The following is a 20,372-nucleotide window of genomic DNA, read 5'->3' on the forward strand; positions in this document are numbered from 1 at the left end:
ACAGGAACCCGTCCGGCTCACCGTCCGGTCCAGACCGGCCTGCGACCCCGGGCGATGGCGGCGTCGCGTTCGCGCGCGTCGTCGCTGCCTGCATAGCTCTCGATCTCCTCGAAGCGGCTGCCCAGCGCCGCCTCGAGTGGGAGTGCCAGCCCTCTTGCGACGGCGGCCTTGGCAGCGCGGTTCGCAAGCGGAGAAGCCTTGTTGATCCTACCGGCCCAAGCCATCGCCGCATCGGACAACCCGGCAAGGGGAACCAGTTGATTGACGAGGCCGAAACGTTCGGCCGCTCTGGCATCGATCCGCTCTCCGGTGAGGATCATCGCCATCGCCACATGATGCGGCAACCGGCGCACCGCCCGGTGCACCACGCCGCATTCGCCGATGATGCCGCGGCGGGTCTCCGGCAGCCCGAACTGCGCGTTCTCCGCAGCGACGATGACGTCGGCGCACATCGCCAGTTCGAACCCCGCGCCGACGCAGAAACCCTGTACGGCGGCCACCAGCGGCTTGCTCAGGGGGACGAGCGGCCCGCCGATGCCGGTCAGGCCGCCGCCGACGGCCAGACGCGGGGCAGCCGGTCTGGCTTCGGACATGTCCGCGCCGATGCAGAAGGCCTCGTCGCCTTGCGCCGTCAGCACGACCGTCCAGATATCCGGATCCTCGTCCACCTGCCGCCAGAACCGCGAGAGCAGGACGTCCATCCCGAACGTCAGCGCATTGCGGGCATCGGGGCGATTGAGATGGACGCGCGCCGTGCGGCCTTCAACGAACAGTTCGACTTGCGCCATCGCCGCCCCCTTTCCCGCTCCCGGTCGTGACACTCAGTGAGCGAGCATGCCGGCATCGACGAGATGTTCGGCGCCGGTGATGTAGGAAGATTCGTCCGAGGCCAGGAACAGCACCAGGTTCGAGACCTCGCGCGGGTCGGCGATGCGGCCCAGCGGAATCTGCGCCAGCGCCTCGCCGCCCACTTCGTCGGTCGCCTCGACCATCATCGGGGTCTGGATGAAGCCGGGATGGACCGAGTTCACGCGGATGTTGTGCTTGCCGAACTCCATCGCGGTCGCCTTGGTCATGCCCCGTACCGCGAACTTGCTGGCTACGTAGGCAAGGCTGGGGAAGCCGTAGTTGGCCGCCATTCCCGCGATCGAGGAAATGTTCACGATCGAGCCGCCGCCCCGCTCGAGCATCGCCGGCAGGACCGACTTCATGGCCAGGAACACCGAATGCTGGTTCACCGCGCAGACGAGGTGATAGTCTTCCTCGGTCAAGTCCCTGGTATCGGCGAGCGGGCCGAGAATACCGGCGTTGTTGACCAGGATATCGACGCCGCCGAAGTTCGTCACGGCCGCGTCCACCACCGCCGGCCATTCGGCCAGCCTGGTCACATCGTGCTTCACGAAGACGGCATCGGCGCCGATCTCGTCCGCCAGTGCCTGCCCCGCCGCTGCGTTCAGGTCGGTGAGCACCACCTTGGCCCCCTGCTCGGCGAAGAGCCGGGCATGCGAAGCGCCCATGCCCCGTCCTGCGCCCGTGATGATGGCCACTTTGCCAGCGAGTCGCGCCATTTGCATTCTCCCATGCGAGTTGTCGAATATCAGCCTATTATTGATTTGGCAGACAACAGGTTGTCAAGCCCATCGCGATCATGGTCTCTCACAGATAGCGGAAATCCCGTCCGCCAAAAATCAGCGATTTACCGGTGATTTTCATGTTCGCCTCGCAAAATCCGGACAAATTCGTCCGCGCAGAAGCCTTTCCAAATTTCCGCTTGACCGCAGACTAATGGTTATTAGTTTAGAGCGAAGACCACGGGGCCTACGAGGGTCCGGGAAAGGGAGAAACTGCAATGACGTTCCGTTTCGGCGCGACCTCTACGATGGCCATCGCCACTGCGATGCTGGCGATGCCGGCTCATGCCCAGAGCGGCGCGGAGGCCGCCCAGGCCAAGGATGCCAAGCCCGAGATCGAGGAAATCGTGGTCACCGCGCAGCGCCGCGAACAGTCGCTTTCCAAGGTTCCGGTGTCGGTCTCTGCATTCAACGCCGACGTGCTTCAGGACCGCAACGTCACCAGCGAACAGGGCCTTGCGGCGCTTGTCCCCGGCCTTGTCGTCAAGAGCGGGCAGAACTCCAACCAGCTCAGCTTCACCTTGCGCGGGCAGACGCTCGATCCGTTCTCCGGCTCCAGCCCGGCAGTGCTGACCTACATCAACGACGCCCCGATGACCGAGGGCAACACCTCGACCGCCTTCTTCGACTTCAGTTCCGTGCAGGTGCTGAAGGGCCCGCAGGGCACCCTGTTCGGCCGCAACGCGACCGGCGGCGCGATCCTCTACGAGACGACCAAGCCCGGCGACGTGTTCGGCGGCTACCTCACGATCAAGGGCGGCGAGCGCAACTACATCCAGGCCCAGGGCGCCATCGACCTGCCGATCTCGGACGTCATCAAGCTGCGCCTTGCGGGAGACTACAACAAGCAGGACGGCTACATCCGCAACGTCAACACCGGCAGCACGCTGGGCGACACCGATGCCAAGTCCGGCCGCGTCACCCTGGTGATCGAGCCGTCTTCCGGGTTCAAGATGACCACCGTTGCGCAGTACAGCGACTTCGGCGGGACCGAGGGCGCCGGCGGCCTCTATTCCTACCATGCCTGCGGCGAGACCAACAACGGCTACCAGCTCACCGCGACGCTGGACTGCGTCTACGGCATGAACAGCCCCTTCGCGCCGACACTGGGCGACGGGCCGATGGGCGACGGCACCTGGCCCGGCGCGGTCGCCGGCTACCTCGCCTGGCAGCAGGCCAACCCCTACAAGGTCTGGCTGAGCTACGACCTGCCGCACAAGGCGCACACCGCCTTCGTCACCAACACCACGGAGATGGAACTGGGCGACGACGTGATGCTGAAGAACATCTTCAGCTATGCCGATGCCTTCGCCCGCACGCCCGGCATCCTTTCCGGATCGCCCTTCGGCTCGCTCAACCTCTACAACAACAGCGGTCTCGGCAACGGACCTCCGGGCGGCGAGGAATTCTCGACCAAGCGCATTTCCAACGAACTGCAGCTTCAGGGCAAGAGCGGACGCCTCGAATACATCGTCGGCGCTTACTACTCGTGGTCCCGCAAGAAGGAATACATCCCGGTCATCGTCGGATCGGAACTGGCGACGCCGCTGGCCGACATCGCCTATTATTATACCAACGACGATGAATCCAAGGCCCTGTTCGCCCAGCTCAGCTACGAACTGACCGACAAGCTGACGGTCACTGCGGGCGGACGCTATACCTGGGAGCAGATGCGCCTGCGCCAGAACCCGGGAAGCCTGTTCAACCTCGACGGCGATACCCCGCTCAAGCAGAAGGCCAACCTCAAGGATCCGAGCTGGACGTTCAACATCCAGTACCAGATCAACCCGCAGAACATGGTCTACTTCGCGCAGCGCGGTTCTTTCCGGGCCGGCGGCTTCAACGGCGCGGTCGTGCCTTACAACAACACGAACTTCTTCAAGAACGAGAACACCTACGACTTCGAACTTGGCTACAAGTTCAACGGCTACATCGGCGGCGTGGCATCGCGGGTCAACATCGCCGCCTATCGCCAGATCGTGACCGACGCCCAGCATTCGATCTACGCACTGGTGAACGGCAACCCGGCCGCATTCACCGTCAACGTGCCCAGGAAGCGCATCCAGGGCGTGGAATTCGACGGCAACTTCCGCCTGAGCGAATGGCTGGAAGTCGGGTTCTCCGGCGCCTACACCGACGCCAAGTTCACCAGGAACGTCGTCGACCTGTCCGCCGCCACCGGCGTGGCCGGACTGACCATTCCCTTCGACACTTATACCGATGCGCCGAAGTGGGCGGGCTCGGTCTATGCCGAAGTGGGGCTGCCCGTGCCTGAGAGCGCCGGTGAGGTGAAGTTCCGCACCGACGTATTCGGGCAGAAGATGACGTACTTCTCGAACAACGAAGGCTCGATCACGCCGCGCACGCAATTGCCGGGCTACGTCACCGTGGACATGCGCCTGAGCTGGAACAACGTCATGGGCAGCAACGTGACCGTCGCCGGCTACGTGAAGAACCTGTTCGACAAGCTCTACTACAACTCGGGCTACGTCGAAGGCGCCAGCGGCGGCTTCAACACCGCGATCTGGGGCGCGCCGCAGACTTTCGGCGCCGAAGTCACCTACCGCTTCTGATAGGATGCGATCCGTCCCGTCCGCCCGTGCGGACGGGACGGACGCGAAGAGAGGATGAACGTCATGCGCGGCAGGGCCACCGTACTGGTCGAGAAGAACCGCCTGGAAACCTGGGACTTGCCCATCGCCGATCCCCAGGCGGGCGGCATCCTGGTCCGTACCGTGGTGGGCGGGGTCTGCGGCAGCGACGTCCACATCGCCTCGGGCGAGGCGGGCGAGATGCCCTTCCCGATCATACTCGGCCATGAAGGCGTCGGCCGCATCGAGAAGCTGGGCGCGGGCGTCGACAAGGACTACGCAGGCATCGACGTGAAGGTGGGCGACCTCGTCGTCTGGTCGCCGATCCCGCTGTGCGGGCGCTGCTATTCGTGCTCCGTGCTGCAGCAGACCCCTTGCGAGAACACGCAATACTTCGAGCATGCGAACAAGCCGAACTGGGGCAGCTATTCCGACTATGCCTGGCTGCCGAGCGGCATGTCGTTCTACCGCCTGCCCGACCATGCCGATCCGCTGGCGGTCGCGGCATTGGGATGCGCGCTGCCCACGGTGCTGCGCGGGTTCGACCGCTGCGGCCCGATCGCGCTGAACGACGCGGTGGTGGTGCAGGGAGCGGGGCCGGTCGGGCTGTCCGCCGTGCTGGTCGCCGCGCAGATGGGCGCGCGCTGCATCGTGGTCATCGACAAGGCCCCCGCCCGCCTCGCCGCCGCGATGAAGCTGGGCGCGACGGCGACCGTCTCGCTGGACCTGCCGGTGGAGGAACGTCGCCGCGCCGTCTACGATCTCACCGGTCCGGGCGGCCCGGACGTGGTCGTGGAAGCCGCCGGCGTGCTGCCCGCCTTTCCCGAGGGTGTTGACCTGACCGGCCCGCACGGCCGCTACATCGTGCTGGGCCTGTGGGGCGCGATCGGCACCCAGCCGATTTCGCCGCGCGACCTGACGGTGAAGAACCTGACGATCGGCGGCGCTGCCTTCCCGGCGCCGCGCAACTACTATCACGCGATGCATCTCGCCGTGCGGCTGCAGGACAAGGTGCCGCTGGCGGACCTCATCAGCCACCGCTTCTCCATCGCCGATGCGGGCAAGGCGCTTGAAGCCACCCGCACCGGCATCGCGACCAAGGCCGTCATCGACCCTTCCATCGCCTGAGGACATGTCATGAGCACAGCGCAGCTTGAAAAGCACCGCAGCATCGTTCCGGGTCACGTACCCGCCCACCTCGTCCACGACGTCGACATGTTCGCGCCCGACGGCATCGAGGACGGCTTCCACGAAGCCTGGGGCCGGTTGCAACAGGACGGCATGCCAGATCTGATCTATACGCCGCTGACCGGCGGGCACTGGATCGCGACACGCGGCGAACTGATCGACGAAATCTACCGCGATCCCTCTCGCTTCTCCAGCGAGATCATTTTCCTGCCCAAGGAAGCGGGCGAGAAGTACGCCATGGTCCCCACCCGCATGGACCCGCCCGAGCACACGCCATACCGCAAGGTGCTGGACAAGGGCCTCAACCATACCGCCATCCGCCGCACCGAGGAGCAGGTCCGCCAGACCGCCGCCGAGTTGATCGACGGCTTCGTCGCCGATGGCCGCTGCGATTTCGGCAAGCAATATGCCGGGATCTTCCCCGTTCGCGTGTTCCTCGCCTTGTGCGACCTGCCCGAAAGCGACGCGCCGATGCTGGGCGAACTCGCCAACGACATGACGCGCCCGCCCGGTCGCACGCCCGGCGAACAGGCCGCCGCGCTCGACAAGGCGAACCAGGGCTTCTTCCGCTACGTCGAGCCGATCATCGCGGCGCGGCGCGGAGGCACCGGCACCGATCTCATCACGACGATGCTCAATTCCGAGATCAACGGCGCGCCGATGCCCGACGACAAGGCGCTGGGGCTGATCTCGCTGCTGCTGCTGGGCGGGCTGGACACGGTCGTCAATTTCCTCAGCTTCATGATGCTGCATCTCGCGCGCAACCCCGAGACGGTGGCGCAGCTGCGCGAAGACCCGCTGAAGCTCCAGCGCAGCGCAGAAGAGATGTTCCGCCGCTTCGGGGTCGTCTCCGATGCGCGCATGGTGGCCTGTGACATGACCTATCGCGGCGTCGAGCTGAAGAAGGGCGACATGATCCTGCTGCCGACCGCGCTGCACGGGCTCGATGCGCGCGCCAACGATGATGCCTGGACGCTCAGGCGCGGCCGCACCGGCATCGCCCATTCCACCTTCGCGCAGGGGCCGCACCGCTGCGCAGGCATGCACCTCGCCCGGCTCGAAGTGATCGTGACCTTGCAGGAGTGGCTGAAGCGCATCCCGCAGTTCACGCTCGCCCCCGATGCGAAGCCGGTGTTCCATTCGGGCATCATCGGCACCGTCGAAGGCGTACCGCTGGTCTGGGACCGCGCATGACCGCCGAGCCCAGGGAATTTCGCCGTATCCTCGGCCACTACCCCACCGGCGTCTGCGCCATCACCGCCATGGGCGAGGATGGCAGGCCGGTGGGGCTCGTCGTCGGATCGTTCACTTCGGTTTCGCTCGACCCGATGCTGGTCGCGTTCTTTCCCGACAAGTCCTCGACGACATGGCCTAGGGTTGAGGCTGCCGGCCGCTTCTGCGTCAACGTTCTGGGCGATAGCCAGCAGGCCGTGTGCAGCGCCCTTTCGGCCAAGGGCGAGGACAAGTTCGCAGGTCTCGATTTCGCGTTGTCGGCGCTCGGATCACCGATCATCCACGGCGCCCTGGCCTGGATCGACTGCGAGCTGGATACCGTGCACGAGGCGGGCGACCACTACATCGTGCTCGGCCGGGTGCGCGGGCTCGACGTGCACCATGAAGGCAGCCCGCTGATCTTCCACAAGGGTGGTTACGGCAAGATACTACCGCTCTGAAAGTTCGAGAAAGAGGGGGAACCGGCGTCTGCCGCTTCCCCCTTTTGCTGCGTCCTATCCGTCGGCAAGCCGCAGCGCCGCCACCGGTTCTTCACCGCGCAGCGCGGCGCGCGCGGTCACCGTCAGACCGAACCCTTCGAGCGCCACGAGCTTGGCCTGGCTCGACGTCAGCAACGTCATCTGCCCCACCCCCAGATCGCGCAGGATCTGCGCACCGATGCCGTAGTCGCGGGTCGCATGCGTCTCGTGATAGGTCTTGCGCCCACCGGCGACGCGGCGGGAGATCGAGGTCAGATCGGGATCGCGGACGAACACCGCTACCGCCGGGCCGGAATGGCTCGATATCGCGCTCAGGGCGCGGGGCACGTAATCGCGGTGCGCGGCGGTCCAGCCGAACATGTCCGCGGTGATGTCGACCTGATGCACCCGCACCAGCGTATCGACGTTCGGCCGCACCTGCCCCTTCACGATGGCGACATGCTCGCCGCCGTCCAGCAGGCAGCGATAGACGTGAATGGTCAGCGGCCCTTCACAGTAATGGCTCTCGAACGGCGCGCTCACGACACGCTCGACCTGCTTCTCCGAACGGCGGCGATAGGAGATCAGGTCGGCGATCGTCCCGACCTTGAGCCCGTGCTTCCCCGCGAATTCGAGAAGTTCGGGCAGGCGGGCCATCGTCCCGTCCTCGTTCATCACTTCGCAGATCACGCCGGCCGGGGTGAGGCCCGCAAGGCGCGAGATATCGACCGCCGCCTCGGTATGGCCGGCGCGCACCAGCACCCCGCCGTCGCGCGCCGTCAACGGAAACACATGCCCCGGCGATACCAGATCGGCCGCGCCGGAGTTGGGGTTCACGGCGACGAAGATCGTATGGGAGCGATCGCCCGCGGAAATTCCCGTCGTCACCCCCTCCCGCGCCTCGATGGAGACGGTGAAGGCGGTGCCGTAACCGGACTCGTTGCGGCGCGCCATGGGCTTGAGCTGCAGCTCATCCGCGCGGGCCCTGGTCATCGCCAGGCAGATCAGGCCGCGCGCATGGGTGGCCATGAAGTTGATCTGCGCGGGCGTGGCGAACTGGGCGGGGATGATGACATCACCCTCGTTTTCCCGGTTGTCCGCATCGACGAGTATGTAGGGGCGACCCTCGACCGCCTCCCGGATGATCTCCTCGATCGGAGAAACTTGAACCTCGGGCATTCCTCTCATCCTTGTGTTATGTGTCTTCACGCTCTGCTGACGGACATGTCCCAGACCAGCTTCAGCGCCTTTTCCTTGAGCTGCGCCTTCTGGACCTTGCCGGTGCCGGTCTTGGGCAGTTCCTCGTCGGTGATGAACCAGATGTCGCGCGGCAGCTTGTACGCGGCCACCTGTGCGGCGAGGAACGCCTCGATTTCGCGCGCGGAGATCGCGCTCCCCTGCGCCCGCACCACCCATGCGCAGCCGCACTCGCCATAGCGATCGTCGGGCATGCCGATGAAGAACGCTTGCGAAATGTCGGGATGGCGGGTCAGCAACTGCTCCAGTTCCTTGGGCGAGACCAGTTCGCCCCGGCTCTTGTAGAGTTCCTTGGAACGGCCGGTCAGGAACAGGTTACCGTCCGCGCGGAACTGGCCGAGGTCGCCCATCCGTATCCACCCGCCGGGCAGTAACAGTTCGGCGGTGGCGTCGGGACGGCGGAAGTAGCCCTTGCTGTTCATCGGACTGCGGCAGCACAGTTCGCCGGGGCTGCCCCAGGGCAGGTCGGCGCCGGTTTCCGGGTCGATCGTCTTGAATTCGGCGATGCGACCTCCCTGATCGGGCATGCCCGCGATGCCCGCCTCGACGATGCACCCCTGCGTTTCGGATACCACGTCGATCGGATCGCCGGGTCTTGTGCAGACGACCGTGGCGGTCACCTCGGTCTGGCCGTAGCTGGTGATGATGTCCTCGCACCCGAAGGTCGCCTGGATCCGTTTCCAGACCCAGCTCGGCGTCGGCGCGGCCGCGCTGTGGATCGCGGTGAGCGAGGAGAAGTCGTAGCTTTCCTTTTCCGCCTGTTCCAGCAGGGCGATCGTCATCGTCGGCACGCCCATCAGGTACGTCGCGCGGTGCCGCCCGATCGCGGTGAGGATCGCGTGCGGATCGAACTTCAGCAGGGGAATGATCGCCCCGCCCACCACCATGCCCGAAAGCAGCCCGACCACCAGGCCGAACCCATGGTAGAGCGGCAAGGAGAACACCGCCCGGCGCCCCTCCTCGAACGCCTGGTGATAGGCGCCCGCATAGGCCGCACGCATGAGGTTGTCGTGCGTGATGGCGACGCCCTTCGGCGATCCGGTGGTGCCGGAGGTGAACATGATCACCGCAAGGTCATCCGCCGAGACGGGCACGGCGATCTCTCCGGCATCGCCATCGCCGGCAAGCGCCTGCACGAAATCGGCCGGAGCGTCGCGATCGAACACCAGCCCGCCCTTGAGTTCGGGCGCGTCGGCGCAGGCGCCGCCCAGCCAGCCCGGCAGGACATCGTCGAGCATCGCCGGAAAATCGCGCGAGCCGAAACTGCGCATCACCACGAGCAGCGCGCACCCGGCCTCACGCACGGCATAGGCCAGTTCATCGGGCCGATAGAGCGTGTTGATCGGCACCGCCACCGCGCCTGCGCGCCAGATCGCGAAAAGCAGCGGCACCGTCATCGGGTCGTTCGCCATGACGAGACCCACGCGGTCCCCGCCCGCAATGCCGCGCGCCGCCAGCCCCGAGGCCAGCTTGCGCGACAGCGCCGCGACCGATCCGTAATCGAGCACTTCGCCGTCCGTGACGACCAGCGGACGCTCGGCAAGATCCGCCTGCGTCCAGTCGAGATAGGCGTGCAGCGTCCACGACAGCCATTCGGGATGCCGGTCGGCCATCGCCCGCCTGCGGCTCGTCACGCTGCCCATGCTCGTCATCACAACTTCTCCCTAACTCTCGTTAAATTATTCCACGACAGGTGCTGCGGTCAAGCCAGTCCGTGCGATCGCTTACGAAGCACCATAATTCGTACACTTTCGATAGAATGACGGCCTGTTTACAGGGATATTCAGGAAGACTTCCGGTCTTTTCGGGATTTGCCCGCGGGCCTCGCCAGCCCGCCTCACCCGCAAAAACAGCCTTGCATTGATCGCCTAATACATATTAGGTTGAACGCAACGAATCAAGGATTGGAGATCGAGTCATGGAAGTTGGGTTGGGGCTGACGTTTCAGAACCTGCACGATCAGGTGTCGGACGTTGACGTGTTCCGGCACGAACTTTCGCTCGCGGCGCGCGCGGAAGACCAGGGCTTCGATTCCGTCTGGACGCCGGAGCACCACTTCACCGGCTACATGATGACCCCCAACGTGCCGCAGTTCCTTTCATGGGTCGCGGGCCAGACCAAGCGCATCAAGCTGGGCACCACCGTCACCGTGCTGCCCTGGCAGAACCCGGTGCGCATCGCCGAGAGCTTCCTGCTGCTCGACCAGTTCTCCGAAGGCCGCGCGGTGCTCGGCATGGGGCGCGGCCTCGGCAAGGAAGAGTTCGACGGTTTCGGCGTCCCCATGGGCGAGGCGCGCAAGCGGTTCCGCGAATATGCGGAGGCGCTGCTGCAGGGCCTCGAAACGGGCGTGATGGAATACGACGGCGACTATCTGAAGCAGCCCCGCGTCGAACTGCGCCCGCGCCCTTATTCCAGCTATCGCGGCCGCGTCTTCGCCTCGGCCGTCTCGCCGGAGTCCGTGAAGCTGATGGCCAACCTCGACGTCGGCCTGATGATCATCGCCCAGAAGCCGTGGGACAAGGTGGACGAGGATCTCGCCACCTATCGCGACCGGTTCAAGGCGGTGAACGGCCGCAATGCGCCAAAGCCCGTCGTCGTATGCTTCATCGCCGCGAACGAGGACGCCGCCAAGGCCAAGGAGATGCGCGACAAGTACCTTGTCGAATATGCCCGCTCGACCTCGTCGTTCTACCAGTTCGGCAACAAGGAATTCGCCAACATCGAGGGCTACGAATACTACGGCGCCCTCGCCCGCAGCGTCGAGAAGCACGGGATCGAGAAGTTCAACGAATTCCTCGCCGACCTGCAGATCTGGGGCCGGCCCGAGGAAGTGGTCGAGAAGCTCAAGGTGATGAAGGAGCGTTTCGACGTGGGCAAGTTCATCATCTATACCCAGTTCGGCGACATGCCCTTCGACGTCGGCCTCGAAAACTACGAGCTGATCGCCCGCAAGGTACTCCCCGCGCTCAAGGACATCGACGTTTCGGTCGATCCGGTGGAGAGCGCGGCGGGCTTGCAAACGGCCGGCTGATCCCCGACCAGACCTGACACGCCGGGCACACGGCGAAGACCGGAGAGAATGCGCGATGATGGAAAGCGATGGCTGGCGCTGCCTGTGGGACGCCAAGGCGATCCTGGGCGAAAGCACGGTATGGGATGCCCGCGATGGCTGCATCTACTGGGTCGATATCGAGGCGCCCGCCGTCCACTGGTACGCGCTTGAAACCGGCCGCAGGCAAAGCTGGTCCACGCCCGCGTGGGTCAGCGCGCTGGCCCCGCGTGCAAGCGGCGGCTTCATCGCCTCCAGCGCCGACGGGCTGGTGCATCTCGACCCTGCCCGGCAGCTTTACAAGCCGATCCTCCACCCGATCCCCGACCCCGGCAAAGCGCGCCTCAACGACGGCGTGACCGACCGCAAGGGCCGCTACTGGACCGGATCGTGCGACACCGCGCAGTGGGACGACAGCACCACCGCCGACGACAAGGAAAGCTCGCTCAAGGACTTCGACGTGCGCAATACCGGCGAACTCTATCGCCTGGATGCGGACGGCTCGGTCTCGACGCAGGAGCGCGGCATCGTCACTGCCAACGGCCCGGCGTTCAGCCCGGACGGGCGCACCGCCTACGTCAACGATTCCATGCCGCTGGTCACCTGGGCCTACGACCTCGACGACAACGGCGAATTGTCCAACCGCCGCGACTTCCTCAACTTCACGCCCGAGGATGGCTACCCCGACGGCATGGCGGTCGATGTCGAGGGGTGCATCTGGATGGCCTTCTACGAAAGCTGGAAGCTGCGCCGCTTCGCGCCGGACGCCACCTTGCTGGAAGAACGCCAGCTACCGGTGATGCGAGGCCTGCGCCCGGCCTTCGGCGGCGCGAACCACGACCGCCTGTTCCTCGTCACCGGATCGCAGGGGTATTCCGATGCGCGCTTTGCCCAGGAGCCGCTGGCCGGCGGACTGTTCGAAATTCTCTCGCCCCCCGTCGCAGGCCTGCCGACAATTCCCTTTGCCGGATGACCCTTCCGCGCAATCGGGGCTTCCATTAGGCTACCGAACGGCTATTCGGCAGATATGAGCGACGGTGACTCCGGCAGGAAACGCATTCTCGATTCCGCAGCCTTCATTCTGCGGACCAAGGGCTTCGGCGCCGCCCGGTTGAGCGAGATCGCTCAGGGCGCGGGCATGCTGGCGCCCAGCATCTATCACCATTTCAAGTCCAAGGACGAAGTGGTCGAAGAGGTGATGCTCTCCGGCATATACCGCAATACGCGCCATATCGTCGCGAAAGTGGAAGTGCTCGGTCCCGAGACCGCACCGGTCGATCGCCTGCGCGCCGCGATCGTCGCCCATGTCGAGTTCCTGCTCTCCGGCGACGACTATTCCTCCGCCGTGGCGCGGTCGTTCGGCGATCTTCCCAGCGAGATGAAGCAGCGCGTCCTCGCCGCCTACGCGACGTTCGACAGCTACTGGCGCGACCTGCTCGTCGCCGCCAGCCCTTCCGGCAACGATGCGCAGACCACCGTGGCACGCAAGTTCCTGATCGCCATGCTCGACTCCTGCCCGAGCTGGTATCGCGCCGGACGCCTCGGCCCCACCCAGATCGCGAACCAGGCGGCCGACCTCTTCCTCGGCGGCTTCGCGCCCTGACGCCCTGACCGTCCTGCCCACCGAACATGAAAAGAGGCGCCGCGTTGCCACGGCGCCTCAGGTAGCCGGAGAGAGTCCGGGCGGATAATCAGGCGTCCGCGGTCGCGGGTGCCTTGCTGCCCTCGGGCAACTTGACGCGCGGTGCCACTTCCTTGGCCAGCAGGTTCAGCGAATGGAACCAGGGCTCCGGGTTGTCGTAATAGTCGTGCGATTCCACCTGCAGCGTGCCCCAGCCGCCGCACTGCTCGAACAGCACGTTGAGCTTGTCGACGACCGTGTCCGGCGAGCCGACCACGAAAACCTTGTCGACTAGGAATTCCAGATCGGCGTCGTTCGGGTCGATGCCGTGGTCCTTGGCGAACCCGTCCATCATGCCGAAACGCTTCCAGATCGGGATCAGATAGCGTTCGAAGCAGTAGCCGATCGGGCCTTCCATCACCTCGCGCTTGGCCTCCGCGTCAGTATCGGCGCAGAAGATGGTGTGCGAGACCGCATGGCGCGCGCGGTCGGGCGTGAAGCCGGCGGCGATGTTCGCTTCGGAATATATCTCCCAGTGACGCTTCAGCGCATCGATGCCCGAGTAGATCGAGACCGGCTTGAAGTTGCGCTCGCCGGCCAGCTTCATCGACGGGGAATTGGAGCTGAAGCCGGTCACCGCGATTTCCGGGAACGCCCCGTTCCACGGCGCAAAATCGGCCAGCATGTGCTGCTCGTCTTCCTCGGTCTCGGGCGCGTCTTCCTGCGGGAAGCCGGCGTTCCAGTACTTGCCCTCGAAGAAGAACGGCTCGCGCGCCCAGATCTTCTCCATGATCGAGAGCGATTCACGCACCATGTCGTTGAGCATCTTGGGCTCGGCGTCCTTGATGCCATGCATGTAGGACGCCTGGGGATAGGCGCCCGCGCCGATGCCCATGAAGAAGCGACCCTCCAGGATCTGCGACAGCCAGCCGACCATCACCGCCAGCTTGGTCGGGTGCTGGTGCGGCAGGATGTGGGCCATCGGCGCGAAGCTGATGTTTTCGGTCTGCAGCGCGGCGGCGGCGATGATGAGTTCGGGGTTGGGGATGTTCTCCCAGATCTGCGAGGCGTGCTCGGAGATCATCATCGTGTCGAAACCCGCCTTGTCGCAGGCGATGGAGCTTTGCACGCCCCAGTCGAAAGTCTGGCGGGCCGTGCGGCCCGGTCGCATGTAGGGGTGGAAAATAAGGCCGGTCTGCATGACCATCAGCGCTCTCCTTCTTCGTTTCTGTCCTGGTGGCCGCCCGCGAATCCGGCGAAGCAGCCTAACGAGTGATAGGCTACGGAATTTAAAACACTTGTAAAGTGAAATTCGGAGGAGCGATCGACACCGACGGCGAGCAAGCACGATGCTGTACATCGGCGGCATTCTCTTAGCATCTGCAACATAAATCGGCTGTTTAAGCCGAATTCTTGAATGCCCTGCCGCCATCAGGTCACCACAGCCAGCAACGATGCAGCGCCCCGAAAAGTCGCGGCATCAGCTTAAAACGCTTGGCATCCTTGCCATTCCTACCTCATAAGCATGTCTGTTTGCAAACAGATGACTTATTCCAAAGAGCATGCACAATGGCTGAAACTCCGCAGATCTCGCCCGATATCGACGAAGCCGACCCCAAGACGCGGCTCATCCTGACGGGCGAACGGCTGTTCGCCGAAGTCGGCATCCAGGGCGTTTCGATGCGCGAAATCGCGTCGAAGGCGGGGCAGGGAAACCATTTCGCGGTGCAGTATCACTTCGGTTCGCGCGAGGGGCTGGTCCAGGCGATCTTCGACTTCCGGATGAACCAGATGGAGCCCGGACGCGGCGCGATGATCGCCGCGCTGGAGGCGGCCGGACGCACGCGGGATGCCCGTTCGATCCTGGAGGTCATCCTGCTGCCGCAGCTCCAACTCGACGGCGGGACCAATCGCTCCTACGGCACGTTCCTGTCGCAGTACCTGCTGCATGGCGACTGGGACGAATACGGACACTTCGGCGGCGAGGCGCCGCCCCAGCTCAACCGGGCGCTCGACCTGCTGCGCCAGCGCGTCGATTACCTTCCCGCCGCCGTCGCGCAGCGCCGGCTGGTGAACGTCAGCCTGATGTTCCTGAACCTGCTGGTGCGCCACAGCCGCATGGAAACGCACGAATTTCCCGAGACCTTCGAGCACGCGCTGGAGGACACGATGGAACAGATCGTCATGGCCATGTGCCTGCCGCTCCGGCTGCAGGGCTGACGGCGACCGGGGCGGCGGACACGAAAACGAGAACGAGGACGGGAGCGAAGATGATGGACGGTACGATTGATGGAATCCGGCTGGAGCGCGGGAACGCGATCGACTGGATCGTGCTCGACCGGCCCGAAGCGGCCAATGCGTTCTCGCGCGGGATGCTCGCCCGGTTCGGCACGGTGCTGCGCGATCTCAAGGCGGACGGCGCGCCGGTGATCGGGATTCGCGGTGCCGGCAAGGGCTTTGGCGCGGGGATGGACCTGGGCCAGTACAACGCCGAGGGCAGCCCGATGGAGGACGTGACGCGCTTGTCGGGCTACGTCGATCTGTGGCGCGACATCTGGCGCCATCCCAAGCCGGTGATCGTCGCCGTGCACGGCTACTGCATCGGCGTCGCCGCCCAGATGGCAAGCTTCGCCGACATCCTCGTCGTGGCGCAGGATGCCGCGATCACCGAGCCGACCATCCCCATCGGCGGCGGCTTCATCGCGCCCACATGGGTCCATCAGGTCGGCGGACGGCGCGCCAAGGAATTCGCCTTCCTGCCGGGCAACAGCATCGACGGCCGGACCGCGGTGGAATGGGGCTGGGCCAACGCCGCGGTCCCGGCCGACAACCTGGTCGCCTGCGCCGAGGAACTGGCGTCGCGCATCGCGCTGGTCCCGCCCGGCGTGCTGGCGATGAAGAAGCGCTCGATCAACCGCGCGATGGAGGCGGCCGGATGGGACCAGGCGCTTTCCGCCATCGCCGAAAGCGACGCGATCCTGCATCTCGAACCCGAAGTCCGGCGCATCCGCGCGCAGCTTGCGACCATCGGACTGAAGGCGACTGTGGCGGAATTCCGGGGCCGGGGATCTCAGGACATCTTCACCCTGCATGGCGCCGGCTCGCCGCCATGATGCATGCCTACTGGCACGTTCGGTATGCTTTAGGTGCCGTTGAGTGCCACTCTGCGCGCGCCTGTATGAAGGCGCGACATTCCCACGATTATAGTTATATATCATTACTTTAAGCGTAGAGACGCGGCCACCGCCGCGCCTCTGCGCCGGTTTCGTCAGAATGCTACGCGAAAGCCCACGGCATAGGTCGCCGGAGCGCCCACCATACGCGCGGCGCCGTTCATTTCCGGGAAATAGACTTCGTCGGTAATGTTCCGGCCCATCGCATAGACCGACCAGCCCGCCGGGGATTCCAGCTCGATGCGCGCATTCACCAGGGTATAGGCGGGCGAGATGTTGCCGACCACCGCGTTCAGGCGGTTCGATTCCTTGCCGTGATGGAACACATTGGCGCGGCTCGATAATTTCCAGCCGCCGCCAAAGCTGTAGCTATGCACGAGGCCGACGCGGCCGGTCCACTTCGGGGCACCGGGCAGCGGATCGCCCACGGTCGCCAGCACGTCGGCGATGCGGTTCGAATTGAACTCGGTGATCCGCGAATAGAGATAAGTGCCCGAGGCATCGAGGTCGAGCTGGTGCCCGCCCGAACGCAGCACCGTCAGGTCAAGCGAACCCTCCACCCCGCGCGTCTTCGCCTTGCCGACGTTCGTGCGCCCGTTGGTATCGTTGGCCAGCCGCGTCGTCGCCTGCAGGTTGTTGAAATCGTTGGCGAAGGCATCGAGAGAGACGCGTAGCGGCCCGCGGAAATAGCGCAAGCCCGCCTCATAGGCCCAGACGGTCTCGGACTGGAACGGGTCGGTCTCGGCCAGGGTCATGATCGAGGTGCCGTCGAACCCGCCCGACCGATAGCCGCGCGCCACCGAGGCGAAGACGTTGAGATCGTCGTTGATGAACCACTGCACCGCCGCGCGGCCGGAGACGTCGCTGTCCTTGAACTGCTTGTCCCACGAGAAATTCGGCGTCGTGGCGAAGAACGCGGCGTAGTTCGAGATGCCCCAGGGATCGTCATCGACGTTGCGCCCCTTGGAATCGACCTGGTCGCTGGTGTAGCGAAGCCCGCCGGTCACCCGGACGTCGCTCACGATCTCGTAGTCGACCTGACCGAAGATCGCGCCGCTGCGGCGGCGCTGGTTGTGGATGTTGTGGTAGATCGTGCGCGCGGCCCAGCTGGTCCACTGGCTCTGGTAGTCGATCTTGTCGCTCATGAAAAAGCCGCCGACGACCCAGTTGAAGCGGCCCTGCCGTTCGTTGCGCAGGCGGGCTTCGAACGAGGCCTGGCTCAAGTCCTCGTCGAAAAGGTACTCGTACTGGGGATAGGGCGTGCCGTCGCCATTGCCGCCGACCTCGCGCTGGCTCGACTGCGCGCCGACCACCACGTCGAGGCGGACGTCGTCGTTGACGAGGTGCGACAGCTGGGCCGAAGCGCCCTGGATGTCGATGCTCTGGTCGTAGTACTTGGCCGAGTAGAACTTGTAGGGATCGCTGTCCTCGCCCGCGTTCAGGACGGTGCTGTCCTCTGCGGCGCTGACGCGGTCGTACTGGCGCGCATCGCCGCGATCGCGGCTGGCGAAAGCCTTGAGCGTAAGCGTGGTATCCGGCGTGAAGTCGATGTCGAGCGTTCCGCGCGCGGCGAAGAGATCCTTGTCGCCGAAGCCCTTGCGCTCGCCGACGTCGGTGATCGCGGGAACCTGCGACTGCACCACGCCGCCTACGCTAAGCTGGGTGCCGGCAAGATCGCCCGCGCCCATGCCGTGCATGAAGCCGCCGCCCTGGTCGGTCATGACCGCGACGCGCATGCGCACGTTGTCGCCCAGCGGGCCGCCGAAGGCCGCTTCCGCGCGAAAGCTGTCGTAGCTTCCATAACGGGCATCGACGTAGCCTTCGAAATGGTCGGTGCCGCCGCGAGTGATCGCATTGATGACGCCCGCAGTGGTGTTGCGGCCGTAAAGCGTGCCCTGCGGACCGCGCAGAACCTCGATCCGCTCGAGGTCGAACAGCGGCATGCCGAGGTATGCGTTGGAGCTCTGGTAGACGCCGTCGACGTGCAGCGCGACCGAGGGGCTGCCGTTCGGCTTGTAGTCATCCGCACCGCCGATGCCGCGGATGCTGAGCAGGCCGTAGCTTTCACCGCCAGTGCTGTAATTGATGGAAAGTCCGGGGACTTCGTCCACCAGGCTGGCGAAATCGGTGATCTTGCGCTTCTCGACCTCGTCACCCGAAACGACCGTAAGCGCCTGTGGCACCTTGGAAAGATCCTCCTCGCGCTTCTGCGCGGTGACGACGATATCGCCGTTCGCCATCACGTCGGTCGCGGCGACTTCGCGGCGCAGCGAACGCTGCTCTGCCGCGAGCGAGATCATGTTCGAACCTTCGAAAGCGATCGTCATGCCGCGCCCGGCGATCAGGCGGCGGATCGCCTCGGCGCGGGTGAAGCGGCCCTTCAGCGGCGCGGAGCGACGGCCCGCGACGACGTCGTAGGGGAATACCATCTGCACGCCCGCCTGGCGCCCGAACTCGTTGAGCGACGTCGCCATGTTCTGCGACGGGATATCGAAACTGATGGCATGATCGCGGGTATCGGCCTGCGCCGCATGAGCAGGCGCGATCGCGAGGATCATGGGAAGTGCAATTGAATGAACCGGCATGTTGCGCCCCTTCGGAAAAACCGTGTCTTCGGAAGGGAGGATGGGTGAGGTCGTGCGCACCTCCATCGCGCCGCAAAAAATTTGTTCAGCTTGCCGTAAGCATGATCGCACCGCTCTCGCTGCGATGCGCATGAATGCCGAATGAGGCTTCCAGCGCCTTCAGCAATTCCACCGGATCGGTATTGGTGAAGCGGCCGCCAAGGCGGATGCGCGACAGGCTGGGATCAGCCACCACCAGCTTGTTTTCCAGATAGCGGTTGAACTCGGCTGCGACGAAGTCGAGGCTTTCGCCCTCGAACACCAGTTGGCCGTCCTTCCAGCTTCTGGCGCGGTCGATCGCAACGGCCTCCGCCGGACGGACTGCGAGGTCGCGCCCGATGACCTGCGCCAGGGCGCCTGCCGCGACCTGCCTGCCATCGCTGCTCGCCGTGCCTTGCAGGACCAGCAGCGCCACCGTTTCAGGTTCGCGCCTGGCATTGAAGGAACCTGACCGGAGGTCGAAATGCATGCCGTTGGCGAACAGCCGCAGCGCGGGCCCGGCGGCAGTGCGGACATCGAGGCCGATCTCGCCGCGTTCCAGCCAGAGCGATCGGGTAGTCCCCTTGATGCGCCAGCTCAACCTGGTGTCGGTATTCAGCAACAAGCGCGTGCCGTCCTCCAGGACGATGCTGCGCCGTTCGCCCACGCCTGTCTCGGCATGCTCGCGCGCCGCCGCCTGCATGGCGACGGTACCACCCACGATCGCGATCCCGCCTGCCAGCACGCCGCCGCGCAGCAGGTTGCGGCGGTTCAGGCGCGAAGGCTTCGGCAGCGGTTCATGGACGACGCGCAGCGGTTCGATCTGCTCGAAGGCATCGACGACTTGCGCAAACGCGACCGCGCGCCGGGAATCGGCGGCGCGCCAGGCCTCGAAGTCCTCACGCGTCGCCGATCCGGCATCCAGTGCCGCCAGCCAGGCGGCGGCCTCTTCGATCAGTTCACTTGGTTTCGGCGGCGTTGCCATAGGCGTGAAATCGTCGGTCCTTCTGACTGCTGCGGCGGCGTTTCCTGCAATGCACAGGCCAGAATGGCCAGCCCCTTTGCAAGATGCTTCTCCACAGTGGAGACGGACAAGCCCATCCTCACCGCTATGTCGCGCGGCAACATTCCTTCGAAACGCCGCAATTGCACCACGGTGCGCGCCTGCGGGGGCAGCGTTTCCATAAGCTCCATCAGCCGCGACAACTCGATCTGCCCGGCGACGATGGCGAACTGATCCGGTGCACCGTCGGCGAAATCCATCGCCTCCATGTCCGCGAGATGCTCGAAGCGCACCACGGCAGCACGACGGTGGCGTTCATGCGCAAGGTTGCGGATGATCGTCATCACGAACCCGCGCGGATTGGCGATCTCGCGCTGCTGCGAGGCGTCGATCGCGCGGGCATAGGCTTCCTGGACCAGATCCTCGGCATCGCCGGGCGCGACGAGACGCGCGGCCTGGCGGCCGAACGCCGCGCGGTGCGGCAGCACTTCGTCGATGAACCAGCGATCTACGTCCCGCAGCCAGGTCAAGGCTTTCGTCCTTCTTCGAAACCCAGACGGGCCGT

General features: G+C 65.1%; 17 protein-coding genes. 9 read left to right on the top strand and 8 right to left on the bottom strand.

The window, feature by feature from the left end:
• Nucleotides 1-17 precede the first annotated feature (17 nt).
• On the bottom strand, nucleotides 18-788 hold the full coding sequence (locus V2S85_RS11125) for an enoyl-CoA hydratase/isomerase family protein (RefSeq protein WP_330702928.1): 771 nt from the start codon (nucleotides 786-788) through the stop codon (nucleotides 18-20).
• 33 nt (nucleotides 789-821) lie between these two features.
• On the bottom strand, nucleotides 822-1,568 hold the full coding sequence (locus V2S85_RS11130; RefSeq protein ID WP_330702929.1) for a glucose 1-dehydrogenase: 747 nt from the start codon (nucleotides 1,566-1,568) through the stop codon (nucleotides 822-824).
• 281 nt (nucleotides 1,569-1,849) lie between these two features.
• Here V2S85_RS11130 and V2S85_RS11135 point away from each other — a divergent pair, with 281 nt between their 5' ends.
• From V2S85_RS11135 to V2S85_RS11150, 4 genes are all read left to right on the top strand, one after another.
• A complete protein-coding gene (locus V2S85_RS11135) occupies nucleotides 1,850-4,204 on the top strand; it encodes a TonB-dependent receptor (RefSeq protein WP_330702930.1) in 2,355 nt (784 codons plus the stop codon).
• 63 nt (nucleotides 4,205-4,267) lie between these two features.
• Entirely contained in the window at nucleotides 4,268-5,350 is a 1,083-nt protein-coding gene (locus V2S85_RS11140; RefSeq protein WP_330702931.1) for a zinc-binding dehydrogenase, read from the top strand.
• Between the two features lie 9 nt (nucleotides 5,351-5,359).
• Nucleotides 5,360-6,604, top strand: a complete 1,245-nt coding sequence (locus tag V2S85_RS11145; protein WP_330702932.1) for a cytochrome P450 — start codon at nucleotides 5,360-5,362, stop codon at nucleotides 6,602-6,604.
• Nucleotides 6,601-7,083, top strand: coding sequence for a flavin reductase family protein (locus V2S85_RS11150; RefSeq protein WP_330702933.1), 483 nt, complete (start codon nucleotides 6,601-6,603; stop codon nucleotides 7,081-7,083). Before V2S85_RS11145 ends, V2S85_RS11150 begins: the two co-directional genes overlap by 4 nt.
• A gap of 54 nt (nucleotides 7,084-7,137) precedes the next feature.
• On the opposite strand, the gene ribB is transcribed toward V2S85_RS11150, so the two are convergent.
• A complete protein-coding gene (gene ribB, locus V2S85_RS11155) occupies nucleotides 7,138-8,280 on the bottom strand; it encodes a 3,4-dihydroxy-2-butanone-4-phosphate synthase (RefSeq protein WP_330702934.1) in 1,143 nt (380 codons plus the stop codon).
• Between the two features lie 26 nt (nucleotides 8,281-8,306).
• Nucleotides 8,307-10,010, bottom strand: coding sequence for a class I adenylate-forming enzyme family protein (locus tag V2S85_RS11160; RefSeq protein WP_330702935.1), 1,704 nt, complete (start codon nucleotides 10,008-10,010; stop codon nucleotides 8,307-8,309).
• A gap of 266 nt (nucleotides 10,011-10,276) precedes the next feature.
• Here V2S85_RS11160 and V2S85_RS11165 point away from each other — a divergent pair, with 266 nt between their 5' ends.
• Genes V2S85_RS11165 through V2S85_RS11175 form a run of 3 tightly spaced genes read left to right on the top strand, consistent with a single transcriptional unit; the run spans nucleotide 10,277 to nucleotide 13,010 of the window.
• Complete coding sequence (locus tag V2S85_RS11165; protein WP_271183722.1) at nucleotides 10,277-11,389, top strand: LLM class flavin-dependent oxidoreductase; 1,113 nt, start codon at nucleotides 10,277-10,279, stop codon at nucleotides 11,387-11,389.
• 55 nt (nucleotides 11,390-11,444) lie between these two features.
• Nucleotides 11,445-12,380 carry an SMP-30/gluconolactonase/LRE family protein gene (locus tag V2S85_RS11170; protein ID WP_330702936.1) on the top strand — a complete coding sequence of 312 codons (936 nt, stop codon included), beginning with the start codon at nucleotides 11,445-11,447 and terminating at the stop codon, nucleotides 12,378-12,380.
• Nucleotides 12,381-12,434: 54 nt separating this feature from the next.
• Nucleotides 12,435-13,010 (top strand): TetR/AcrR family transcriptional regulator, encoded by a 576-nt coding sequence (locus V2S85_RS11175; protein ID WP_008832712.1) that lies wholly within the window; start codon nucleotides 12,435-12,437, stop codon nucleotides 13,008-13,010.
• 88 nt (nucleotides 13,011-13,098) lie between these two features.
• Here V2S85_RS11175 and V2S85_RS11180 read toward each other — a convergent pair whose 3' ends face one another.
• Nucleotides 13,099-14,235, bottom strand: a complete 1,137-nt coding sequence (locus tag V2S85_RS11180) for an LLM class flavin-dependent oxidoreductase (RefSeq protein WP_008832713.1) — start codon at nucleotides 14,233-14,235, stop codon at nucleotides 13,099-13,101.
• A 362-nt stretch (nucleotides 14,236-14,597) separates the two neighbouring features.
• Between V2S85_RS11180 and V2S85_RS11185 the strand changes: the two genes are divergently transcribed.
• Together V2S85_RS11185 and V2S85_RS11190 are read left to right on the top strand one after the other, a co-directional pair.
• The gene (locus tag V2S85_RS11185; RefSeq protein WP_330702937.1) at nucleotides 14,598-15,248 is read left to right on the top strand and encodes a helix-turn-helix domain-containing protein; all 651 of its coding nucleotides are present in this window, start codon (nucleotides 14,598-14,600) and stop codon (nucleotides 15,246-15,248) included.
• 53 nt (nucleotides 15,249-15,301) lie between these two features.
• Complete coding sequence (locus tag V2S85_RS11190; RefSeq protein WP_330702938.1) at nucleotides 15,302-16,141, top strand: enoyl-CoA hydratase/isomerase family protein; 840 nt, start codon at nucleotides 15,302-15,304, stop codon at nucleotides 16,139-16,141.
• Nucleotides 16,142-16,296: 155 nt separating this feature from the next.
• Here V2S85_RS11190 and V2S85_RS11195 read toward each other — a convergent pair whose 3' ends face one another.
• From V2S85_RS11195 to V2S85_RS11205, 3 genes are all read right to left on the bottom strand, one after another.
• A complete protein-coding gene (locus V2S85_RS11195; RefSeq protein WP_330702939.1) occupies nucleotides 16,297-18,759 on the bottom strand; it encodes a TonB-dependent receptor in 2,463 nt (820 codons plus the stop codon).
• A 112-nt stretch (nucleotides 18,760-18,871) separates the two neighbouring features.
• The gene (locus tag V2S85_RS11200) at nucleotides 18,872-19,789 is read right to left on the bottom strand and encodes a FecR family protein (RefSeq protein ID WP_330702940.1); all 918 of its coding nucleotides are present in this window, start codon (nucleotides 19,787-19,789) and stop codon (nucleotides 18,872-18,874) included.
• Entirely contained in the window at nucleotides 19,759-20,337 is a 579-nt protein-coding gene (locus V2S85_RS11205; protein ID WP_330702941.1) for an RNA polymerase sigma factor, read from the bottom strand. Before V2S85_RS11205 ends, V2S85_RS11200 begins: the two co-directional genes overlap by 31 nt.
• Nucleotides 20,338-20,372: the final 35 nt, after the last annotated feature.

The sequence above is a fragment of the Novosphingobium resinovorum genome (assembly GCF_036352595.1).
GTDB classification, from domain to species: Bacteria; Pseudomonadota; Alphaproteobacteria; order Sphingomonadales; family Sphingomonadaceae; genus Novosphingobium; species Novosphingobium resinovorum_B.